Source organism: Gemmatimonadota bacterium, from assembly GCA_030747075.1.
Taxonomy (GTDB): domain Bacteria; phylum ARS69; class ARS69; order ARS69; family ARS69; genus ARS69.
Genome location: JASLLL010000012.1, coordinates 1 through 18401, shown reverse-complemented (window position 1 = coordinate 18401; position 18401 = coordinate 1). Strand labels below are relative to the sequence as shown.

15 protein-coding genes are annotated in these 18401 nt (G+C 65.8%); 8 read left to right on the top strand and 7 right to left on the bottom strand.

Features of this window, described 5'->3' with window-relative positions; all coding sequences use genetic code 11:
- Nucleotides 1-42 precede the first annotated feature (42 nt).
- Nucleotides 43-840 carry a DUF547 domain-containing protein gene (locus QF819_05690; protein ID MDP6802655.1) on the bottom strand — a complete coding sequence of 266 codons (798 nt, stop codon included), beginning with the start codon at nucleotides 838-840 and terminating at the stop codon, nucleotides 43-45.
- A 266-nt stretch (nucleotides 841-1106) separates the two neighbouring features.
- Here QF819_05690 and QF819_05685 point away from each other — a divergent pair, with 266 nt between their 5' ends.
- The 4 genes from QF819_05685 to QF819_05670 all read left to right on the top strand — a co-directional run bounded on the left by QF819_05685 (nucleotide 1107) and on the right by QF819_05670 (nucleotide 7871).
- Nucleotides 1107-4583, top strand: coding sequence for a FlgD immunoglobulin-like domain containing protein (locus QF819_05685; GenBank protein MDP6802654.1), 3477 nt, complete (start codon nucleotides 1107-1109; stop codon nucleotides 4581-4583).
- Between the two features lie 120 nt (nucleotides 4584-4703).
- The gene (locus tag QF819_05680) at nucleotides 4704-5717 is read left to right on the top strand and encodes a sulfotransferase (protein MDP6802653.1); all 1014 of its coding nucleotides are present in this window, start codon (nucleotides 4704-4706) and stop codon (nucleotides 5715-5717) included.
- A gap of 119 nt (nucleotides 5718-5836) precedes the next feature.
- Complete coding sequence (locus QF819_05675; protein ID MDP6802652.1) at nucleotides 5837-6481, top strand: response regulator; 645 nt, start codon at nucleotides 5837-5839, stop codon at nucleotides 6479-6481.
- An 85-nt stretch (nucleotides 6482-6566) separates the two neighbouring features.
- On the top strand, nucleotides 6567-7871 hold the full coding sequence (locus tag QF819_05670) for a multiheme c-type cytochrome (GenBank protein ID MDP6802651.1): 1305 nt from the start codon (nucleotides 6567-6569) through the stop codon (nucleotides 7869-7871).
- Here QF819_05670 and QF819_05665 read toward each other — a convergent pair.
- Together QF819_05665 and QF819_05660 are read right to left on the bottom strand one after the other, a co-directional pair.
- Nucleotides 7868-8878: a tetratricopeptide repeat protein gene (locus tag QF819_05665; GenBank protein MDP6802650.1), complete on the bottom strand. Its 1011-nt coding sequence runs from the start codon at nucleotides 8876-8878 to the stop codon at nucleotides 7868-7870. The two genes, QF819_05670 and QF819_05665, sit on opposite strands and share 4 nt — an antisense overlap.
- A complete protein-coding gene (locus QF819_05660) occupies nucleotides 8875-9702 on the bottom strand; it encodes an ATP-binding protein (GenBank protein ID MDP6802649.1) in 828 nt (275 codons plus the stop codon). Before QF819_05660 ends, QF819_05665 begins: the two co-directional genes overlap by 4 nt.
- A 70-nt stretch (nucleotides 9703-9772) precedes the next feature.
- On the opposite strand from QF819_05660, the gene QF819_05655 reads away from it, so the two are divergent.
- Nucleotides 9773-9976, top strand: a complete 204-nt coding sequence (locus QF819_05655; GenBank protein ID MDP6802648.1) for a hypothetical protein — start codon at nucleotides 9773-9775, stop codon at nucleotides 9974-9976.
- 10 nt (nucleotides 9977-9986) lie between these two features.
- Here the strand turns inward: QF819_05655 and QF819_05650 are convergent, their stop codons facing one another.
- A complete protein-coding gene (locus tag QF819_05650; GenBank protein MDP6802647.1) occupies nucleotides 9987-11000 on the bottom strand; it encodes an SMP-30/gluconolactonase/LRE family protein in 1014 nt (337 codons plus the stop codon).
- Nucleotides 11001-11643: 643 nt separating this feature from the next.
- On the opposite strand from QF819_05650, the gene QF819_05645 reads away from it, so the two are divergent.
- A complete protein-coding gene (locus QF819_05645; GenBank protein ID MDP6802646.1) occupies nucleotides 11644-11871 on the top strand; it encodes a hypothetical protein in 228 nt (75 codons plus the stop codon).
- A gap of 8 nt (nucleotides 11872-11879) precedes the next feature.
- Here QF819_05645 and QF819_05640 read toward each other — a convergent pair whose 3' ends face one another.
- Nucleotides 11880-12902 carry a malate dehydrogenase gene (locus QF819_05640; GenBank protein MDP6802645.1) on the bottom strand — a complete coding sequence of 341 codons (1023 nt, stop codon included), beginning with the start codon at nucleotides 12900-12902 and terminating at the stop codon, nucleotides 11880-11882.
- 228 nt (nucleotides 12903-13130) lie between these two features.
- On the opposite strand from QF819_05640, the gene QF819_05635 reads away from it, so the two are divergent.
- Nucleotides 13131-13823: a DUF998 domain-containing protein gene (locus QF819_05635; protein MDP6802644.1), complete on the top strand. Its 693-nt coding sequence runs from the start codon at nucleotides 13131-13133 to the stop codon at nucleotides 13821-13823.
- Here the strand turns inward: QF819_05635 and QF819_05630 are convergent.
- Nucleotides 13813-15558, bottom strand: a complete 1746-nt coding sequence (locus tag QF819_05630; GenBank protein MDP6802643.1) for a FlgD immunoglobulin-like domain containing protein — start codon at nucleotides 15556-15558, stop codon at nucleotides 13813-13815. The two genes, QF819_05635 and QF819_05630, sit on opposite strands and share 11 nt — an antisense overlap.
- Nucleotides 15559-15758: 200 nt before the next feature.
- Here QF819_05630 and QF819_05625 point away from each other — a divergent pair, with 200 nt between their 5' ends.
- Nucleotides 15759-17228, top strand: a complete 1470-nt coding sequence (locus QF819_05625) for a FlgD immunoglobulin-like domain containing protein (protein ID MDP6802642.1) — start codon at nucleotides 15759-15761, stop codon at nucleotides 17226-17228.
- Between the two features lie 63 nt (nucleotides 17229-17291).
- Here QF819_05625 and QF819_05620 read toward each other — a convergent pair whose 3' ends face one another.
- Complete coding sequence (locus tag QF819_05620; GenBank protein MDP6802641.1) at nucleotides 17292-17852, bottom strand: ATP-binding domain-containing protein; 561 nt, start codon at nucleotides 17850-17852, stop codon at nucleotides 17292-17294.
- Nucleotides 17853-18401: the final 549 nt, after the last annotated feature.

Sequence of the window (18401 nt, the reverse complement as noted above, 5' to 3'; positions counted from 1 at the left end):
GGCCCGGGGAATCGTCAACGGTCGCGACTCCCGGGCGCCCTGTCACTCCAGCGGGAGCGGCACCCGGTTCAACGACCAGTCGTAGGATTCATGGCGAACGCGCACCTTTCCGGAATCCAGCGCGCGGGAAACATCTTCCCGATATCGCCCGACGAAGGAAGCCACGGACCCGGCCGCCTTCTCAAAGTCCCCGGCGTACCAGTCGAGGATCTTCGAGAGGTGGAGATCCCCCTTCTCGTCCATGAAGTTGTCCGGGGCGGTTCGGAGGAATGCGATCGTCTGCTCCTCCAGCTGTGCGTCGAGCGCGTCCGCTGTGTACGCACCGGGCCGGAGCGGCGGACATCCCTTCGACGCACAGTTCACGGCGAAGTGGATGCGTGGCTCGCTGAAGGTCTTGCGGATGATCCCGTGCTCGATGTCGTTGAGCGTTCGTTCCTGCCCCGCGACCGTCACGAGTTTCCGATCCCACGGCTTGCGGAGATCGCGTATTCCGTCCAGCGGGTAGTGCGTGAGAATGAGCTGGAGCGTCAACGCGTTGTAGAGATTGATCCACGCCGCGAGAGCCGCATCTCCGGAGAGCGTTGCGGGGTCTTTCGCAGCCACCGACGCAATGTAGGAGTCGAGCGCCGCGAGATCCGTCGATGAGGCGGACCAGGCTTCGTAGTCCACGCCATCCGCAGCGACATACTCCGAAAGGAGCTCGTCGAAGGGAGCGTGGTCGAAGGCCTCGGATGCATCCACGGAAGGGGCGGCCGCGGCCACGATGCCGATGAGAACCATCCCGGCGACAAGGGCGAACGCCCCCGGCGCGCCGGGTGAGCGGTGCCTCGTGGTGTTCATGGCGGACCTCCGGATGAGGGTGGATCGTACTGTGCGGCAGCGAGCGGAGGAGCGCCAGACCCGATCCGCCCGGCCCGGGCACGATCCAGGGCGAAGCGGGGGCCATTAGCGGAGAGGGGTGGATCTGCGCTGGCGGACGCGAAAATCAGGCATGATGCAAGAGGATTCAACAGAGAGACGCAGCGATCGAGCTATCTGTGATATACTCGCGAGGATCGGAGAGGAATAGGGAAGGATTTCAGCCCCAACGGCGAGGTGATGTTGTGGTGCGACGGGCGAAGGTGACAGCGGTGGCGGCTGCGGCGATGCTCTGCCCGGTCTCCGGTGTGCTTGCCGAGTCCTTCCACGAGGACTTCTCCACCGTCATCCATCGGGACGAAGCGGCCACGACCGCCTGGTGGGATACGGTGGAGGCGGAACTCAAGCTGTACCCCGGCGCGGGGACGGTTCCTTGCGTCATCGGTTCGGCGGGTACTTCCGGGGATGCGATGGATGTGGCCGTGTCGGGAGATCGCGCTTTTGTGGCGTGTGGCTTGGCCGGGCTGGCCGTGTTCGACATTGAGGATCCGACGGCGCCGGGTTCCGCGCGTGTCGGGATCGCGACCCCCGGAGAAGCACTGGCGGTTTCCGTGAAGGGGAATGCCATCTTTGTCGCGTGCGGCGCGGCGGGGCTGGCCGTCTTTGACGGGACGAATCCCCTGGCTCCCGGACTCCTGGCGCAACTGCCTCTTGTGGGCGACGCACAGGGAATCGCCGTGCGCGGAAACCGGCTCTTCCTCGCGGCGGGGTCGGGCGGCGTGCATGTTGTGGACATTTCCGACCTTGCTTCACCCACGCTTCTCGCGACGGAGTCCGGCACCGCCCCCGCGCTGGATGTTGTGGTCGCCGGGGATCGTGCGTTTGTCGCCTGTGGCGCGGCGGGGCTTTCCGTTCTCGATGTCACCGATCCGGCGGCTCCCGTGCCGCTTGCGCTGTTCAACACGCCGGGCGAAGCGCGAGCGGTCGCCCTTCGGGGAGAAACGGCGTGGATTGCGGATGCGGATCAGGGTCTTTGCGGCGTGGATATTTTCGATCCGGCGCACCCGGTCGCGGCGGGCGCTGCCTCACTCCCGGGTTCCGCCCTGGATCTGGCGATCGACGGGGATCGGGCGTGGGTCGCCGCCGGGGAGGCGGGGATTCTCCAGGTGGATGTCTCCGATCCCTTCGCACCGCTTCCGGAAGCCGGCGTGGTCGCCGTGGCTTCGGCGCAGGCGGTCGCCCTCAGCGGCTTCCACGCATTCGTGGCGGCGTCCGGAGCGGGAGCTTCGCATCTGGTGGCGGTCCGGATCAGCGAACCCGTCCCCGATCCGACGCTTCTGGCCTCGCTGGATACTCCCGGCTACGCACGGGATGTCTTCCTCGACGGGGATTACGCTTTCGTCGCCGACTTTGAAGACGGGCTCTCCGTCGTGGATGTCTCCGACCCCGGGAATCCGGTGCTCGCCGGAGGGCTTCCGCTTCCGGAAGATCACCACAGCGTTCTGGTGGACGGGGACCTGGCACTCCTGAACTCGCGGCATGACGACTTCTACACGGTGGATGTGTCCGACCCGACCCACCCCGTACTTCTCGGGTCGCTCCAGACGACGGCCACCGAACTGGAGGAGATGGCCGTCGAGGGGGACTATGTCTACATCTGCGATTCAGTCACCGGGTTTTTGACCGTTGTGGACATTTCCGACCCGACGAATCCGACCGAAGCCGCGACGATCCTCTCTCCGACGCGCTACACATGGGACATCGCGGTCGCGGGGAACCGGGCGTTCCTCGCGGGGAATCTGGATGGACTGGGTGTCGTGGACATTTCCGACCCGCTGAACCCCGTCGCCGTCGGATCGACCACGGTTCCCGGGTATGCGCGAGCCGTGGCGATCTCCGGGGACCGCGCATTCGTGGCCTGTGGGTACGAGGGCGTCACCGTGGTCGATGTGACGAACCCGGACCATCCGGTCGTGGGCTCGACGGTGGATACGGCGGACTATGCGCACTGCGTGCGCGTGTGGGGGAACCGACTGTTCGTCGCGGACAAGTTCGGCGGGGTGGTCACGATGGACATCACGGACGGAGACCACCCGGTGATCGTCGGAGGCATGGACACGCCGGACAAGGCGAACCAGCTTTCGGTATCCGGGACGCTGCTCTGCGTTGCCGACGGCAACTCGGGCCTGCAGGTGGCGCGGATCGCCACGATGGACCCCGCCTTCGACTCGCTTCGCAACACGGGGCAGTCGCTTGCACTCTCAAACCCCATGCCGGTGCGCCTGGAAGCCAATCCCGCGATTGTCGGGCAGTACGATACGCCGGACTACGCGCACGGTGTGGCCGTGGCGGGGGACTACGCATTTGTCGCGGACTATACGCAGGGGCTGGTCGTCGTGGATGTCTCCGACCCGGAGAATCCGGAACTGGCCGGAAGCGCGGGAACGCCCGACTACGCGCGCGCGGTCTCGGTCGTTGCGGATGTGGCGTGGGTGGCCGACGGATTCCGGGGTCTCCACGGGTACGATGTCTCGGACCCGACGGCGCCGACGCTTCTCGGCAGCGTGGACACGCCGGGGGATGCGTTTGATGTGGCGCTCCACGGTGACTACGCATTCGTGGCGGACGGCCATCGCGGCCTTGCGGTGGTGAATGTGTCGAACCCCGCGTCGCCGTCTCTCGTTGCCACACTCGCAAAACCCGACTTTGCCGTGGACCTGGAGATCTCCGGGCAGTACCTCTTCGCGGGAGACAAGGGTTATGGCCTGCGTGTCTTCGATCTGACGGATCCGTCCGCACCCGTGCTTGCCGGAAGCGTCCGGTCTCCGGGATGGATGACGGAGGTCGCCGTCTACGGGAATCACGCATTCCTGGCGGACGGGTGGGCGGGTCTTACGGTGGTGGATGTCACCGACCCGACCGCGCCGGAAGTGGCGGCTTCTCTGGAGACTCCGGGAGACGCCGTGGGTGTTTCGGTTGCGGGGGCGTACGCGCTCGTATCCGACGGGGCCAGCTTCCAGATGGTGGACATCACTCACCCGGCCGCGCCGGTTCTCGGTCCCGCGTTGGGCCTCCCGTCGTATGCCATCTCCATGGCGACGCGGGGGAACTACGCATTCGTGGCGGACCACTGGGCGGGGCTCGTGATCGTGGGACTCGGCACCGGGGGGGCGCAACCGATCACCGGCGTGCGTCTTGTGACGACGCAGGCCGAGACGGTCACCTGGGAGATCACCGCGGACGGAGGCGCGAACTGGCAGGCGATCCTCCCGGACGGCGCGTGGAATCCGGTCGTCCACACGGGCACGGATCTTCGCTGGCGTTCCTCCCATTCCGTCGCGACTTTCGGAGTGAATCCCGCGTGTTCGGATCTCGTGGTGGAGTGGACGCATGGAGTGCGCATGGGAAGCCCGTCGACCGATGTCGGCCCGGGTTCGCTCCCGGCCATCGCGGCGTCGCACCGCGTCTCTCCCAATCCCTTCCGCACGCAGACCGCAGTCCGGTATGATGTTCCCGAGGGGTCGGGCGACCTGCGGATTGACATCTTCGATGTCAGCGGTCGCCTCGTTCGTCGACTGGCGTCCGGTCCCGCGTTGTCCGGCGGGCACACGCTGAACTGGGACGGCACCGACGATGCCTCCGTGGCGGTGGGGGCTGGCGTTTACTTCGTGCGATACACGCTCTCCGGGCATTCCGGCACGCGGAAGGTGACGCTCCTGCGGTGACGGGGGAGGGGACGGTCGGCCGATTGCTTCCGGCCGCCCACGCCTGCGCTCGCTGTCGGTATTCCCCAGTTGTGCTAGAGTGGAGCTTCCCTCGCCCCTCCCCGAGGAAGGACGGCTGCTTTGGCCTTGGGACGACCGGTCTTTGTCGTGGGTTCGCCGCGAACGGGCACCACCCTCGCAAAAGAGATTCTCAACCGTCATCCGCGGATTCACCTGCTGGACGAAGTCCACTTCTTCGAGCGGATTCTCGACGATCGCGCTCGGCTCGGGGATCTCTCGGAGGACGCATCGCTGGACCGCGCGATCGAACGGATTCGCTGGATCGTGGCGGAGTACGGCAGCGATCCTCTGCTGGCCGATGTCCTCGGGCCGGATGTATACCGGGACCGGGTGCGAGCGGCCGGCGGTGATTACCGGGCGCTTCTGGAAGTGCTGCTTCGAACGGGTGCGGACCTGAAGCACGCGGACTTCTGGGGAGACTCCAGCCCGCAGGACATCCTCTACCTTTCCACCATCCTCCGGTGGTTTCCGGACGCGCGCATCGTGGCGCTCATCCGGGACCCCCGCGCCTTTCTTGCCTCGTACAAGAACTACCACCGCCGGGAAGTGTCCACCTACCGGGAGCGATACAACCCGATCACCAACTCTCTCCTCTGGCGAAGCTACATGACCGCACTTCTGGAAGCGCGCGGGGAACCGTGGGGCGCGGCGGTTCATGAACTTCGCTACGAAGACCTGGTGGCGGATCCGGAGGCGCACACGCGTCTCCTTTGCGATCACATCGGCGTCGAGTATGACCCCGCGATGGTGGTCGTGGACTCCGCCAACACTTCGTTCGGAGACGAGGCGGCGTCCGGAACGGCCGCCGGGATCTTCACGGACTCCCGGGACCGGTGGCGGACAGAACTCACGAAGACGGAGGTCTGGATCGGTGAGCGGGTCTTCGGCGGCGTCATGGAAGAGCTCGGCTTCGCGCGTTCCTCGCGTTCCGGCATGCTTCCACCGTCCCTTCCGGAGACGGCGCGAATCCTGTCACTCATACCCGTCCGGCTGTTCAATATGCTCTTTCGCGGACTCAAGCCGGTCAGGATTTCCAAGATCCGCCGCGTCTTCACTCTCTTCCGGCGACGATAGGCAAGCTCGCTTTTCCACGCACGGATCCCCCGTCAAGGGTGTCCTCCCCCGGGCCGATTCAGAGGAGAGAACGAGACTCTTCGCACTGACCATCCCTTGCCGTGCATCCGGGGAAGACCTTGAGAATCCTGATTGCCGAAGACGATCCCACCTCACTGAGGGTCCTGGAGACCTTCCTCGGGCGTTGGGGATACGAGGTGGTGTCCGCGCGCGACGGGATCGAGGCGTGGGAGTTGCTCGAACGACCCGATGCGCCCCGCCTGGTGGTGCTCGACTGGATGATGCCGGGGATGGAAGGTCTGGAGATTGTGCGACGCCTTCGCGAGGCCGAGGAGGATTCGGGCGAACACTCCGCACGGTACCTCATTATGCTGACGGCCAAGGGAAGCCGGGAGGACACGCTTGAAGGGCTGCGTGCGGGAGTTGACGACTATGTCTCGAAGCCCTTCGACAAGGACGAACTCAAAGCCCGACTGAGCGTCGGAGCGCGAATGGTCAGTCTTCAGGCGAAGCTTGCCGAACGCGTGTTCGAGCTGGAGGCCGCGCTCGGGCAGGTGAAGGCGCTTCGAGGACTGCTCCCCATTTGCTCCTACTGCAAGAAGATCCGCGATGACCGGAACTACTGGACGGAAGTCGAGAGTTATGTGGAACGGCATTCGCACGCCGAGTTCAGCCACGGCGTCTGCCCCGACTGCTATCAGGAGCACCTGAAGCCGGACCTCGACGAGATGCGCCGCCAGCCGCCGAGTTCAACCGGATCCTGAAGGCCTCTTCCCGGTGCGGGGCGATCACGGTATGATGATGCCGATACCGGTTGCCCACCCGTGCGCGTCATGATGAGAGGTCCCGATGCCCGTCAGGCTGGTTTGCGCGTTCACACTCCTCGGCATGGTCACTCTGATCGTCGCATGCTCCGGAAGCGGGACGGGTCCGGGCTCGGGAGATGCCTCGGGCCTTTTTGACAGCCCGGAAGACTGTGGCTCCTGCCATCCGCAGCATCTTCAGGAGTGGCAGCGTTCCATGCACGCATACGGCGCGACGGATCCCATCATGCTTCGCCTGCGGGAGATCGCGGAAGAAATGGGCGCGGGAGGCGTCGGAGAAGAGTGCATTCAGTGTCATGGTCCTTCGCAGGCTCGCGCGGAAGAGATGGAGGACCCCGGCGTGGACCCGCAGGATCTGGCGGAGCACGGGTTGTCCTGCGATGTCTGCCATTCCATCTCGGAAGTGCCGCCTGTCGCGGACATTTCCTTCCTTGCGGATCTGGACCCCACGGGCGCGAAGTACGGGCGGATGACGGATCCCGTCCCGAACGAGGACCACCCGTCTCTTCACCGATCGTTCTTCGGGTCTTCCGCGATCTGCGCACCTTGCCATCAGGTGGACCTACCGGATGGGGTCGGGCTGGAGAACACATTCCGCGAATGGCAGCAGACCAACCTCTCCGGCATGGGGGTGGAATGCCAGACCTGCCACATGAAGACCTACACGGGTCGTGCCGCTACGGATTCGCCCGTCCGCGAGGGAATCCACCGGCATACGGTGGTCGGCGTGGACTACGCCTACGCCCCGTTTCAGGGGATCGATCTGGAGGCGCAGAAGGCGGACATTCAGGATCTGCTGGAGAATGCGGTCTCCGTGAGTGTGGAAGGGATCCCGGCAGAAGCGGCCCCGGGCGAGGCGCTGGATGTGGTGGTTCGCGTGACCAACGACCAGACCGGGCACTCCATCCCGTCGGGCGTTTCGTTTTCGAGGGAGATGTGGGTCTCGATTGCCGTGACGGACAGTGCCGGTGCGTCGGTGTATCGGTCAGGGTACCTTCTGGCCAACGGAGACCTGGTCACGGTGGCGGAGGATCCGGATCTCACGCTGTTCCACTCGAAGCTCTACGACGCAGACGGGGAACGCACGCTTCTTTCGTTTGTGGCCACCTCCATCGACGATTCGCTGCTCCTTCCGTACATGAGCACGCGCACCGCGCACTATCCGGTGACGGTCCCCGCGGCGGCTTCCGGACCGCTGACGGTGGAGATCATGCTTCGGTTCCGACCGATCGCCCCGCCCATTCTGCGCGCCATTGATCTTCCCGAGTTGCTTCCGATCGAGATCTTCGATATGTGGAGCGCATCGTATACCGTGGCGGTGACGGGCTAGCCCCGGCTCTGCTCCTCAGCCTCTCTGCGCAGCTCCCGAACCCGTGCGGCGGCGCGCGCGGCTTCTTCGGTGCGTTTCGCCTTCTCCAGGAGTCTCGCGAGTTTCCTTGCCACGGAGATGTCGTCCGGCCGGCCCAGGAGCACCCTCTGGAGAATGCGGATTTCGCGGTCGCGCTTGTTCACCACATGAAAGGTGGCGAGGACTCGCTCCGCCTCTTCCGGCCGCTCACTCTGGCGAAGGATCCGCGCCAGGTTGTAGTGCGCGGAAGGGATGTGCGGCTGCATCCGGATGGTTGCGCGGAAGTCCTCCTCCGCGCCGTCGAAATCCCCCCCGCGCATTCGTGAGAGTCCGCGCAGGTGGACGAGTTCCCCGTCCCGGGGATGCTTGCGGAGGTATTCCTCCACCAGCGGGTCGCCTTCGTCCTGATGGCCCGCGAGCACCAGCGACCGGGCAAGGCCGCGAAGGGCCGGGGAACTCTCCGGGGCGAGCTCGTGCGCTCTTCGGAATGCGACGACCGCGCCTTCGTTGTCAGCGGCGCCCAGAAGAAGGCGGCCGAGCAGCAGGTGGCCCTCCAGGTGAACGGGATCGAGGTGCAGCGCCCTTCGCGCGGAGGCGATGGCATCCACGGGATGGAAGCGGGAATCGTCGAGGCGCGCGGAGATCCGGTGCGACTCTGGGTCCGCGTCGTTCAGTTCCAGTGCGCGGGTGATCGCACGGACGCCTCGACGGGTGCGTCCGGCGCGAAGGCAGGTCTGCGCGAGAAGCCGGTGGGCCTGCGGGGAGTCCGGGTGGTCCGCGCACACCTTGACTAGAAGACGGAACGCATCCTCGATCCGGCCTTCGGACAGGGCGGCGCTGGGCGTCTCCAGAAACGGTGGGGTGCTTTCCGATTCCCCGCCGGGGGAGCAGGATGTGGATGTGAGCAGCGTGAGGAGAAGCGTGGCTGTGGACGCGAACGCGGGCAGGCGAGGTTCGTGGCAGGGGGCGCCACGCTTCGCGAAGTTCACGGTGCGGGCGTCTCCTTCTCAGGGGCCGGGTGGGGAATCCCGTGCGACGGAGCCAGCGCGAAGCTCAACTCGAAGACGCTGCCCTCGCCGAGGCGGCTGGTTGCCCTGATGTCGCCGCCGAGAGCCCGTGCGAGTCTGCGCGAGATGCTGAGGCCCAGTCCGGTTCCGCCGTACTTGCGTGCGGTGGAGGAGTCTCCCTGCGTGAAGGGCTCGAAGATCGTCGCCATTTCCTCCGGGCGGATCCCGATCCCGGAATCCTCGACGCGCACCTGGAGCGTGTTGCCGTCGCTCCCCGGCTTCCTCCTCGTGACGATTCCGACCTTGCCCTCTCTCGTGAACTTGATGGCGTTTCCGACAAGGTTCACGAGGATCTGGCGCAGGCGTGTCGGATCTCCCCGGATGATGCCCGGGACTTCGCCCTCGTAGTCCACGACCAGCGTGATCCCCCGCTCGGCGGCCCGAATCCGCATGGTGGACACGATTCCCTGAATCATCTGGGGCAGATCGAAGTCGATGTGCTCGATGACCAGTTCCCCCGCCTCGATCCTGGAGAGATCCAGAACCTCATTGAGAATCTGCAGCAGATGTTCCCCGTTGCTCTTGATGATTCCCGCGTACTCGGCAAGGTCCTCGCGGGAGAGTTCCGCGTCCAGAATCAGGTCCGCGTAGCCGAGGACCGCGGTCATCGGCGTGCGGATTTCGTGGCTCATGTTTGCGAGGAAGGCGCTCTTCGCGGCGCTGGCCATGAGAGCTTTCTCCAGAGCCAGTTCGAGTTCGGCGGAGCGTCGAGTCGCTTCGCTCTCCATGCCGCGACGGTAACCCATTCCGAAGATTTCGCGAAGAGTCGGGATCCTCGTCGCGGAAGCCACAGAGTGGGAGGCACGGGATTGCCGGATGCCGGTATTCAGGATGCTCATCGATCCCCTCAAGACGGAAGCGTGCGATGAGTCCGGGAGTCCCGGACCCCATGCGGAAGTGATGGCGGGAGAAACAGCCTCCCAGCGGGGTATCGGCAGAGGGAGCGGAGTGCTTGACCGGACGGGGCGGGAGAAGGGTGAGCAGGCAGTCTGGCCGGGTGTGGCGGAAGAAACGCCGTGAGCGGCGTGGCCTAGCGGTAGAGGCTCTTCACCTTGCCCCAGGAAGCATCGGCCAGACCGATGACCGCCGGGCCGAACTTCTGGATACGGTTGTTCAGCGTGTCCGCAACATAGTAGTGCTCGTCGTCCGGCGCGATCGCAACGGCGGTGGGGAAGTAGAACCAGCCGGGATTGGTTCCCAGCCACCCCCAGGAGGTGAAGTAGTTGCCGTGGCCCGTGAAGCCCTGAACGCGATGGTTGTAGGTATCGGCGACGAAGACGCGTCCGCGCCCGTCGGTCGTCAGGCGATTGGCGACCGAGAAGTACCCGTTGCTGCCGCCCATGCCTCCCCACTGGTCCAGGAAGGTCCCATCGGTGAGGAACTTCTGGATGCGGTAGTTGTAGGTGTCGGAGACATAGACATAGCCGAGTACGCTGACGGCTACCCCGAACGGACTGTTGAACTGGGCGGGGCCGAAGCCCATGTTTCCCCACTCGGCGAGGAAGGTGCCGTCAGGCGCGAACTTCTGGATGCGGTTGTTGTAGGTGTCCGCGACATAGAGATTGCCGACGGCGTCGGTATCGAGCCCGGTGGGGTTGCTGAACTCACCCGGACCCGCTCCGAACGAACCCCAGGAGTGGAGATAGATCCCGGCGGACGAGAACTTCTGAATCCGGTGGTTGAATGTGTCGGCGACAAAGATGGTGTTGTCATCGGAGACGGTGATCCCGGCGGGCTGAATGAAGTGCCCGTTGGTGGAACCCATGCCGCCCCATGAGTCGAGGAACGCCCCGTCGGGGGAGAACTTCTGGACGCGGTGGTTGTAGGTGTCGGCGACATACACGCAACCGTCCGGTCCGACAGCAAGGTCTGCCGGGCTGGAGAACTGCGAAGCCCCGCTCCCGGGACTTCCCCATGACAACAGATACTCCGGAGGAGCCTTCACGGCGGACGCGGGAGGAGACACGATCGCGATCACGCAAAGAGCCGACACGAGCAGCCCGAACGCCTTCACGATCAGTCCTTGTGTTCGCTTTCTGAACACACCAGCCTCCACATTGCCACCCACTCGAAAAGCGATCGGCTTCCCCGGCCCTTCCTCTGAATCGGGCCGTGCGGTGCCGGGCTTGATCCGCCAAGCCGAGTTCACTTCGGCCGGGCACTGCGCAGAGATCCGATCAGATACTCCACGCCACAGAAGGAGACCTCCGGCGAGAGTTCTCCCACTCGTTGAATATTATAGCAGGGAAGAGGGGGTGGTGACAGTAAAAAGCTAAGGTTCTGAGCTGACGGTGTTTGCGAGGGAGGCGGTATGATTTCAGCGTCGAATGCTGGAAGGGTGGGAGCATTGTTTATGACGCTTTCTTGCGAACCAAGGAGCCCGCAACAGGTGAAACTGCAGGTAGTTGCGGTGGTTTCAGGGGTTTCTTGTGCAAGCTGGCACCGGGATGAGAAAAGTAGCGGACGGCAAGGTCTCCTTTCTTGACAGGGAGCGGTGTTTCTCTGTGAACCTTGCACTTTTCTCGATGAACTCCGGGTTGCCGGCGTGACGCGCCGAACTCGGGGACAGGCCGGGTGGGCAGGCCCAGGGCGTGTTCCAGCACATGTCGCTCAAACAACTCCAGCGCATGGGGTGCCTCTTCTCCCAGGGCCCAGAAGCGCGTGGCGCCCACGCGGAGTGTGTGCAGATGCTGCGCAGCCGGGCGGATCGCGGCGCGAAGGGCATGCAGGAGCCGGGACGCGCGGTGGCGGGCGGGCGGGAGTTCCAGTGGGGTGTCAACGCTCAAGAGGCGTCGTACTTCCGAGATGGCGAGCATGGTGCGGGACCTCCCCGGGGAATGGTGGAAACCGTGGGGGAGGCGCTCTGCCAACGGCGTGCCCCGACCCTACTCACGGATCGGGGCAGTCGCAAGTGATCCGCGGATCAGCCAGCCGGGGTGGCCTGCTCCAGCATGCGGTCGACATCCTCGCAGGTGGTCCGCACTGCGGACACGGAAGCCTCCAGTGCGGTGGCCTCGGCATCGGTGAGTTCGGTCTCGATGATCTTCTCCACGCCATTGGCACCAAGCACCGCAGGCACGCCGACAAAGAGACCGTCTACGCCGTACTCCCCTTCGAGGAGGGTGCAGACCGGGGTGACCTTCTTGCGATCGAAGAGGATGGACTCCGCCATCTCCAGCGCTGACAGCGCGGGCGACACAAACGCCGAGCCGAATCCCAGGAGACCGACGACCTCTCCGCCCGCCTTTCGGGTGCGGGCTTCGATGGCGTCGAGGTCTTCGGAGGACACGAACTTCTCGACGGGCATTCCGGCGATCCGACAGCAGCTGCGCACCGGAACCATGGTGTCGCCGTGGCCGCCGAGAACGAGAGCCTCCACATTGTCCACGCTCACACCGGCGGCTTGCGCGACGAACCAGCGGTAGCGCGCCGAGTCGAGCACCCCCGCCATGCCGATCAGGCGGTTCTTCGGGATGCCGAGCTTCCGATAGAGCGTGTAGACGATGGCGTCCAGCGGATTGGCGACGGAGATGACGGTGGCATCCGGGCAGTGGTCCGCGATCCCCTTCGCCACCTGGCCGGTCACCTTCAGGTTGATCGACAGGAGTTCATCTCTCGACGGGAAGGTCCCGTCCGGACGCGCTTTTCTCGGCACGCCCGCTGTGTTGATCACCATGTCGCAGCCCGCGAGCACATCGTAGTCGCGTCCGGCCTCCACGGAGACATCGCTGCCGAGGAGCGGAGTTCCTTCCAGGATGTCGAGCGCTTTGCCGCGCGCGACGGACTGGCTCTTCGTGGTCTCCTGCCTCTCGGGCGGATCCTCCGGATTCACAAAGGGAGCCGGGTCGGTGACCGCGATCGTCCGGGCCAGCTGCCGCCGGACGAGTTCCTGAACGAGCACCCCCCCGATGTTTCCTGCGCCGATGACACCGATCTTCTCAAGCACTTCAGCACTCCTTGTTCAACCCACGATTGAGTCCGGGCAGGAAGCCCTCCGCGCCGGGAGAGCCACCGGGACGGACGCGCCCCAATACTGGCCCAATGTACGGGTGAACACCGGAAGATCAAGGGATTCAGGGAGGGCGCGGCTTCGTGCGGGCGGCGAAGAGTGCGTGACGATGCAGGCACTCGTGCAATATCCTGCGCAGCCGCGGACAAACGGGGGGAGAGCAGGATGCGGGATTTGCACGGTGCGCGGCGGGAGAGGTGTGTCGCCGTGGCGGGGATTGCGGGAGTCGCGTGCATGGCGGGAGGCATGGCTGCCGCAGTCTTGGCCTATGATCGGCCGGGTGGACCGGGGTACTCGTTCGCAAACCACTTCGTATCCGAACTCGGCTGGGCGGAGTCGTCGCCGCGCGCGTGGGCGTTCAATGGAGGCGTGGCACTTGCCGGGCTCCTGTTCACGCCGATTCTGTGGAGAGTGGCGCGACTCGAAGGGACGCGGTGGGGGTTCGTGGCGGGGGGAGTCGGCGTGGCCACGGGCCTTGCGGGCGTGCTGGTCGGCCTGGTCCCCATGGGCGGCGGCGGTCCGCATCTGGTTCTGGCGGCGGTGTACTTCTGGCTCCTGATGATTGGGGCGATTCTCTACACGGCGGTGTTTCGTCAGGCGGCCCGGGAAGGCCGGGCACGCGGCCTGTATCGGGCGAGCCGTGCGCTTCTCGCGGGATGCGTCGCATTCACCGCTGCCCCCAAAGGCGAACTCATGGCCGCCCACCGGAACTTCGAAGCGTATGCGCTGTCCGCCCGGCCCGCAGTTCGATTGCTGGCCCTGCTGGAGTGGTGCGTGATTGCGCTTGCCGTAGTTTTTGTTCTGGTCGCCGCGGCGCATCTGCTGCGCCGCGGCGACGCTTCATCGCCTATCGGATGAGAGTCAGCTTGACCGTGCGATGGATTCCGGGGGCGGCGATCCGCGCGAAGTAGACGCCGGCGGGTACGGGGCGGTGAGCATTGTCGAGTCCGTCCCAGTGCGTCTCCTGCGGACCGGCTGACATCGCGCCCGTGGTGAGCGTGCGGACGACACGCCCGCGCACATCCACGATCGAGAGCGATGCGCCCCCCGCGTCGGGCATCGTCCAGGAGATGGCGGTTCCGGTGCCGAAGGGGTTCGGGCGCGCGGCGGGAGCGGTGGCGGTCGCGGGCGGAATGGCGTCGACACCGGTTGCGCTGGTGACCAGCGCGTCGAGGTTCGTGCTCCAGACGCCGTAGCGGGTGCGGTCGGCCATCTCCATGACGCCCGCGGTCGCCCCCGCATTGCTGGAGAGCCCATACGGTTCGCAGTAGTCCCACATGTCGGGCCAGGCGACCGCGATTCCGGCGTCGGTGTCGGTGGGCGGGAGAGCGGGAGCCGCGACGACCTCACGGTAGTAGACCTCGTCCGGGTTGAGGCGGCACCAGAGACCGTTTGCCGTGAGGCCGTGGTACGCCTGCTGGATGTGCGGATGGCCCGCATGCGCCTGCACATGGTCGGATTGCCCGAACGCAAGCATGCAGCGGAGTCCGGGTTGGTTTGCGGCGACTTCATCGTACTGAGTGGTGGGGTCGCGCAGCTCCCAGTAGGCGCTCGCCTGAGCCGTGTCCGCGACCACGGAGGGCCAGGAGGCTCCGTAGACTCCGGAGGCTGCCGCCGCGCGCGTCACTTCATTGGAGTGATTCAACTGGAGCGCCCCGCCGATGTACGCGGGGAGCGGATTGAAGAAGTAGTCCTCGCCGATGTCGATCGTGCCGTTCCCGTCGAGGTCCAGGCAGGTGGGGTCCGACGGGTCGAAGTCCAGCGTTCCGTTCGCGTTCCCGTCGATGAAGAGCACGCCGGTGTGCGGATACGGCGCGTGCACGCCACCGGGATCAAGGACGGTCCGCGTGTAGGTGGGGTCGAAGGCCAGGTTCGTGAAGTCGATCGTGATCGAAGTGTCCGAGTAGGCGGTGATGTAGGGGTTGTCGCCGTCGTCGTCGGGGACTCCGTTGCCGTCGTCGTCGACGGAGGGGTCGCAGTCGCGGTCCTTGACGCCGACCTCGCCCAATACGGTCTGTCCGCCGGTCGGATTCTCCCACCCGACAAAGTAGGACAGCGCGGGGAGTTCCGAGCCGTGGTTCGCGAGGGTGGCCATGGTGGCGGGACCACCGTTCGAGGAGCCGAGCACCCCGAGGTTGCCGGTGCGAACGGGTATGGGGGCGACATCGTGGATCGTGCGGGAGAGCGTGTCCGTCTTGAGTCCGGCCGCGAAGAGGATGACATCGCGGAGGGCCATGCGGCAGAGCGCGCCCCGGTAGTCGTAGAGGCCGTCGCTGGAGTAGGGGCCGGAGGAGCCGCCGGGATAGAGGAAGGTGAGTACCGCGAAGCCCTTCCCGGCGAGGATGTCTCCGCCGGTGAGGCTCCCGGGGGTATGGCCGCCCGGCGACAGTACGAGTACCGGGGCTCCGTCGGAGTAGCGCGGCCCGACCGACGGAGGCGGAAGCGTGACGCGAACGGCGAGGTGGCCGCCTCCGGTGGCGTCGCTGGGAAGCTGCAGGTTGAAGACGGGCGGCGCGGAAGCCGACGCGGGCGAGAGCGGAGCCAGTGCAAACAGGGACGCACAGACGGCGGCCCTTGCGGGGAAGCGGATCATCGATGTCCTCCCGGGCCGGCCTTGTGGTCTCGTGGACCCACGGCAAGGATACCGCTCACTGCGTGCCGCTTGCAAGCGAGGGGGAGGAAGCGGTCCGGGCGTGCCGCAGGGGGGATTCGGCGGCAGGATGGAATCGGCTGTGCGGGAGGTGGTATGCTGGGGTCGCTTGGCCGCGTTCCCTCTCCCCCCGGAGGCTTCTCATGCAGCGAACCCGTTTCCTCGCGTCAGGCACGCTGGTGGCTGCCGCCGCGCTTCTCGCTCCGCCGGCTCTCGCAGCCCCCCCCGACACATCATGGACACACCTCGTCGCGCTTCCCGGATGGCAGGAAGGGCACGCGATCGCGGAGGCGGCTGACGGCGGTGTTTTCGTCGGCGGGTACTCCCAGAACGCCGGAGACACGGACGCGCTCCTGGTGCGCGCGGACGCCGGTGGCGACACGCTCTGGACGCGGACATACGGCGGCCCCGGATGGGAGGACTGCCGGGCGCTCGTGGTCCTGCCGGATGGCGGCGTGGCGATGGCGGGGCAGACGAAGTCGAGCGGCGCGGGGGAGAGCGATGTGTATGTCGTGCGGGCGAACGCGGGAGGCGCGGTGGAGTGGGAGAAGACCTGGGGCGGCGCCGCGCACGATGACGGGCAGTGGATTGAGACGCTGCCCGACGGCGGTTTCGCGATCGCCGGGGAGACGAAGTCGAGCGGTGCGGGCGGGAGCGACTTCCTGCTCGTGCGCACGGACTCAACGGGCGCGACGCTGTGGGAGGCGACCTACGGAGGCGCGGGAGACGAGGACTGCCAGTGGGGGCACGCGACGGCCGACGGCGGGTTCGTTCTCACCGGTTCGACCACCTCCTACGGGGCGGGCGGCGTGGATGCGTATCTCGTCAAGACGGATGCGGGCGGCCTGACGGAATGGGAGGCGACCTACGGCGGCGCGGACCGGGATCTGACCTTCTCCGTGAGAGAAGTGTCCGGCGGCGGGTTTGTCGTGGCGGGGCAGACGAGGTCCGCTGTTGCGGGGGACGACCAGTTCTGGGTCTTCCGGACCGACGCATGGGGGGCGATGCTGTGGGAGAGCACCGTGGGCGGGACGCAGGCGGATGCGGCGTCATCGGTGCTCCCGGAACCGGGGGGCGGGTTCTTCGCGGCGGGCGTGGCCACGACAGGAGCGGACGGGCTGGAGTCGTATCTCGTGGCGATGGACGCGAGCGGTGACACGACGGGCACGCTGGCGTTTCACTCCGCGCCGGGTTGGAACACATGGGACATCGCGTTTGGGCTGGGTGCGGCGTCGGACGGCGGATACTGGGTGACGGGGCAGACGGGGCTGTTTCCGGTGTTCGACCTGTATATCGCACGGGTCGCGGGAGACGGCGCGGTGACTGCGGGAGAGAGCGTGGTTGCGGGTGCCACGGTTCGCGCCGCCCCCAACCCGTTCCGCGAGTCCACGACGATCTCCTTCCGCGCAAGCCTGCCGGGCGAGGCCGCGACGGTTTCCCTGTTCGATACGACGGGGCGGCTCGTGCGGACGCTCCGGGCGGGGGCCGGGGCGCCATCGGTCGCGTGGGACGGGCGGGACGCGTCGGGAAGGTCCGTGGCGGCGGGCGTGTACTGGTGTCGCGTGGACGCGCCGACCGGTCGTGTCTCGGGGAGAATCGTGCGGGTGAAATAGGGGAGTCGGGGCGGCTTCGACCTTGCAGACAGACTCCCGCCCGGGCCGGGGCCGGGTGGCCGGTCACTCCACCCCGGCGGCCGCCCCCTCATGCAGTCGGTGGAGCGTCGCTTCCCGGCCGAGCAGCACCAGGTGCCCGCGGGCGCGGGAAGCCCCGATGTAGATCAGGTCGTTCAGCGGCTGCCGGGGTTTGTGGCCGGGTTCCTCCACGATGAGCAACACGACATCGCTCTCCAGCCCCTTGAACCGGTGGATGGAGTAAAGCGAGATCTTGCCGGGCGCCCTGCGTGAGCCGGGCCTGCCGATGTGAAGCCGGAAGTTCCCGAGCTTGTCTTCGCGGGCGAGAATGCTGTCCTCGGCTTTGCGGACCGTGAGAATGGCGACTTCGCCCGGGGGGACGGCGTCCTCGTTGATGATGCGGTGAAGAGTCCGGCGCGTGGCCTTGACGAGCGACTCCGCGGCTACGGGCCAGAACTGTGGCGCCTCTGCCTCATCTTCCGCGCATCTAGGGTTAGGGTAAACAGACTGGCTGCCAGGTTGGGGAAGGTGACCGCAAGGGACCGTCGAGAGGTCCTGCGACGGAAGTTTCTCGACAAGAAGGCTAGGGCAAGACGCGTCTATCACAGGGCTAAAGATATCCTGGAGGTGAGCAAGGATGTAGCCTGGCAAATCGAATTGCCGAAACAATCAAGCATGGCTGAATTTCTCCGGAACCGACACGCTGAACTACATGAAATCGATATCAGATCCCTAGATGGAGATGGGCCAATTCGGCGCAACCGACGAAAGTCGCGGGGTCGCAAAGGGCCTCCGGTCGATGCGCGAGACAGAACCCGTGTCTATCGGCCCCCTGAAGACGCTTACTCTTTCCGAGTTTCTGGCGGAGATGGGTCTCGGCAGACGCACCGTGCTCCGCTGCCACCCAGCGATCTCGTGTCCGGCCTGTCTCACAGGTTGAGAGTGGTCCACCTTTCTTTGTATTTGCCATCGGAGTCGCGGAAATTTCGCATCGAGGAGTCCTTCCGAGGGCTGCCGTCTGCTTTGGGGCGGGCTAGCCATTGCCTGTGGTTTGTCGAAATATGCTCGGCCACAACGTCACTTGGAACGATATGAAAGTCTGGACGCATGCCAACTCCGTGGAGGAGCACAAAGACGTAGTAGTGGTTGTCGCAG

Coding starts and splice junctions, on each gene's coding strand:
- QF819_05625 (MDP6802642.1), top strand. CDS start 15,759: ATGCAGCGAACCCGTTTCCTCGCGTCAGGCACGCTGGTGGCTGCCGCC.
- QF819_05655 (MDP6802648.1), top strand. CDS start 9,773: ATGCCGGTATTCAGGATGCTCATCGATCCCCTCAAGACGGAAGCGTGC.
- QF819_05645 (MDP6802646.1), top strand. CDS start 11,644: ATGCTGCGCAGCCGGGCGGATCGCGGCGCGAAGGGCATGCAGGAGCCG.
- QF819_05630 (MDP6802643.1), bottom strand. CDS start 15,558: ATGATCCGCTTCCCCGCAAGGGCCGCCGTCTGTGCGTCCCTGTTTGCA.
- QF819_05660 (MDP6802649.1), bottom strand. CDS start 9,702: ATGGGTTACCGTCGCGGCATGGAGAGCGAAGCGACTCGACGCTCCGCC.
- QF819_05670 (MDP6802651.1), top strand. CDS start 6,567: ATGCCCGTCAGGCTGGTTTGCGCGTTCACACTCCTCGGCATGGTCACT.
- QF819_05690 (MDP6802655.1), bottom strand. CDS start 840: ATGAACACCACGAGGCACCGCTCACCCGGCGCGCCGGGGGCGTTCGCC.
- QF819_05635 (MDP6802644.1), top strand. CDS start 13,131: ATGCGGGATTTGCACGGTGCGCGGCGGGAGAGGTGTGTCGCCGTGGCG.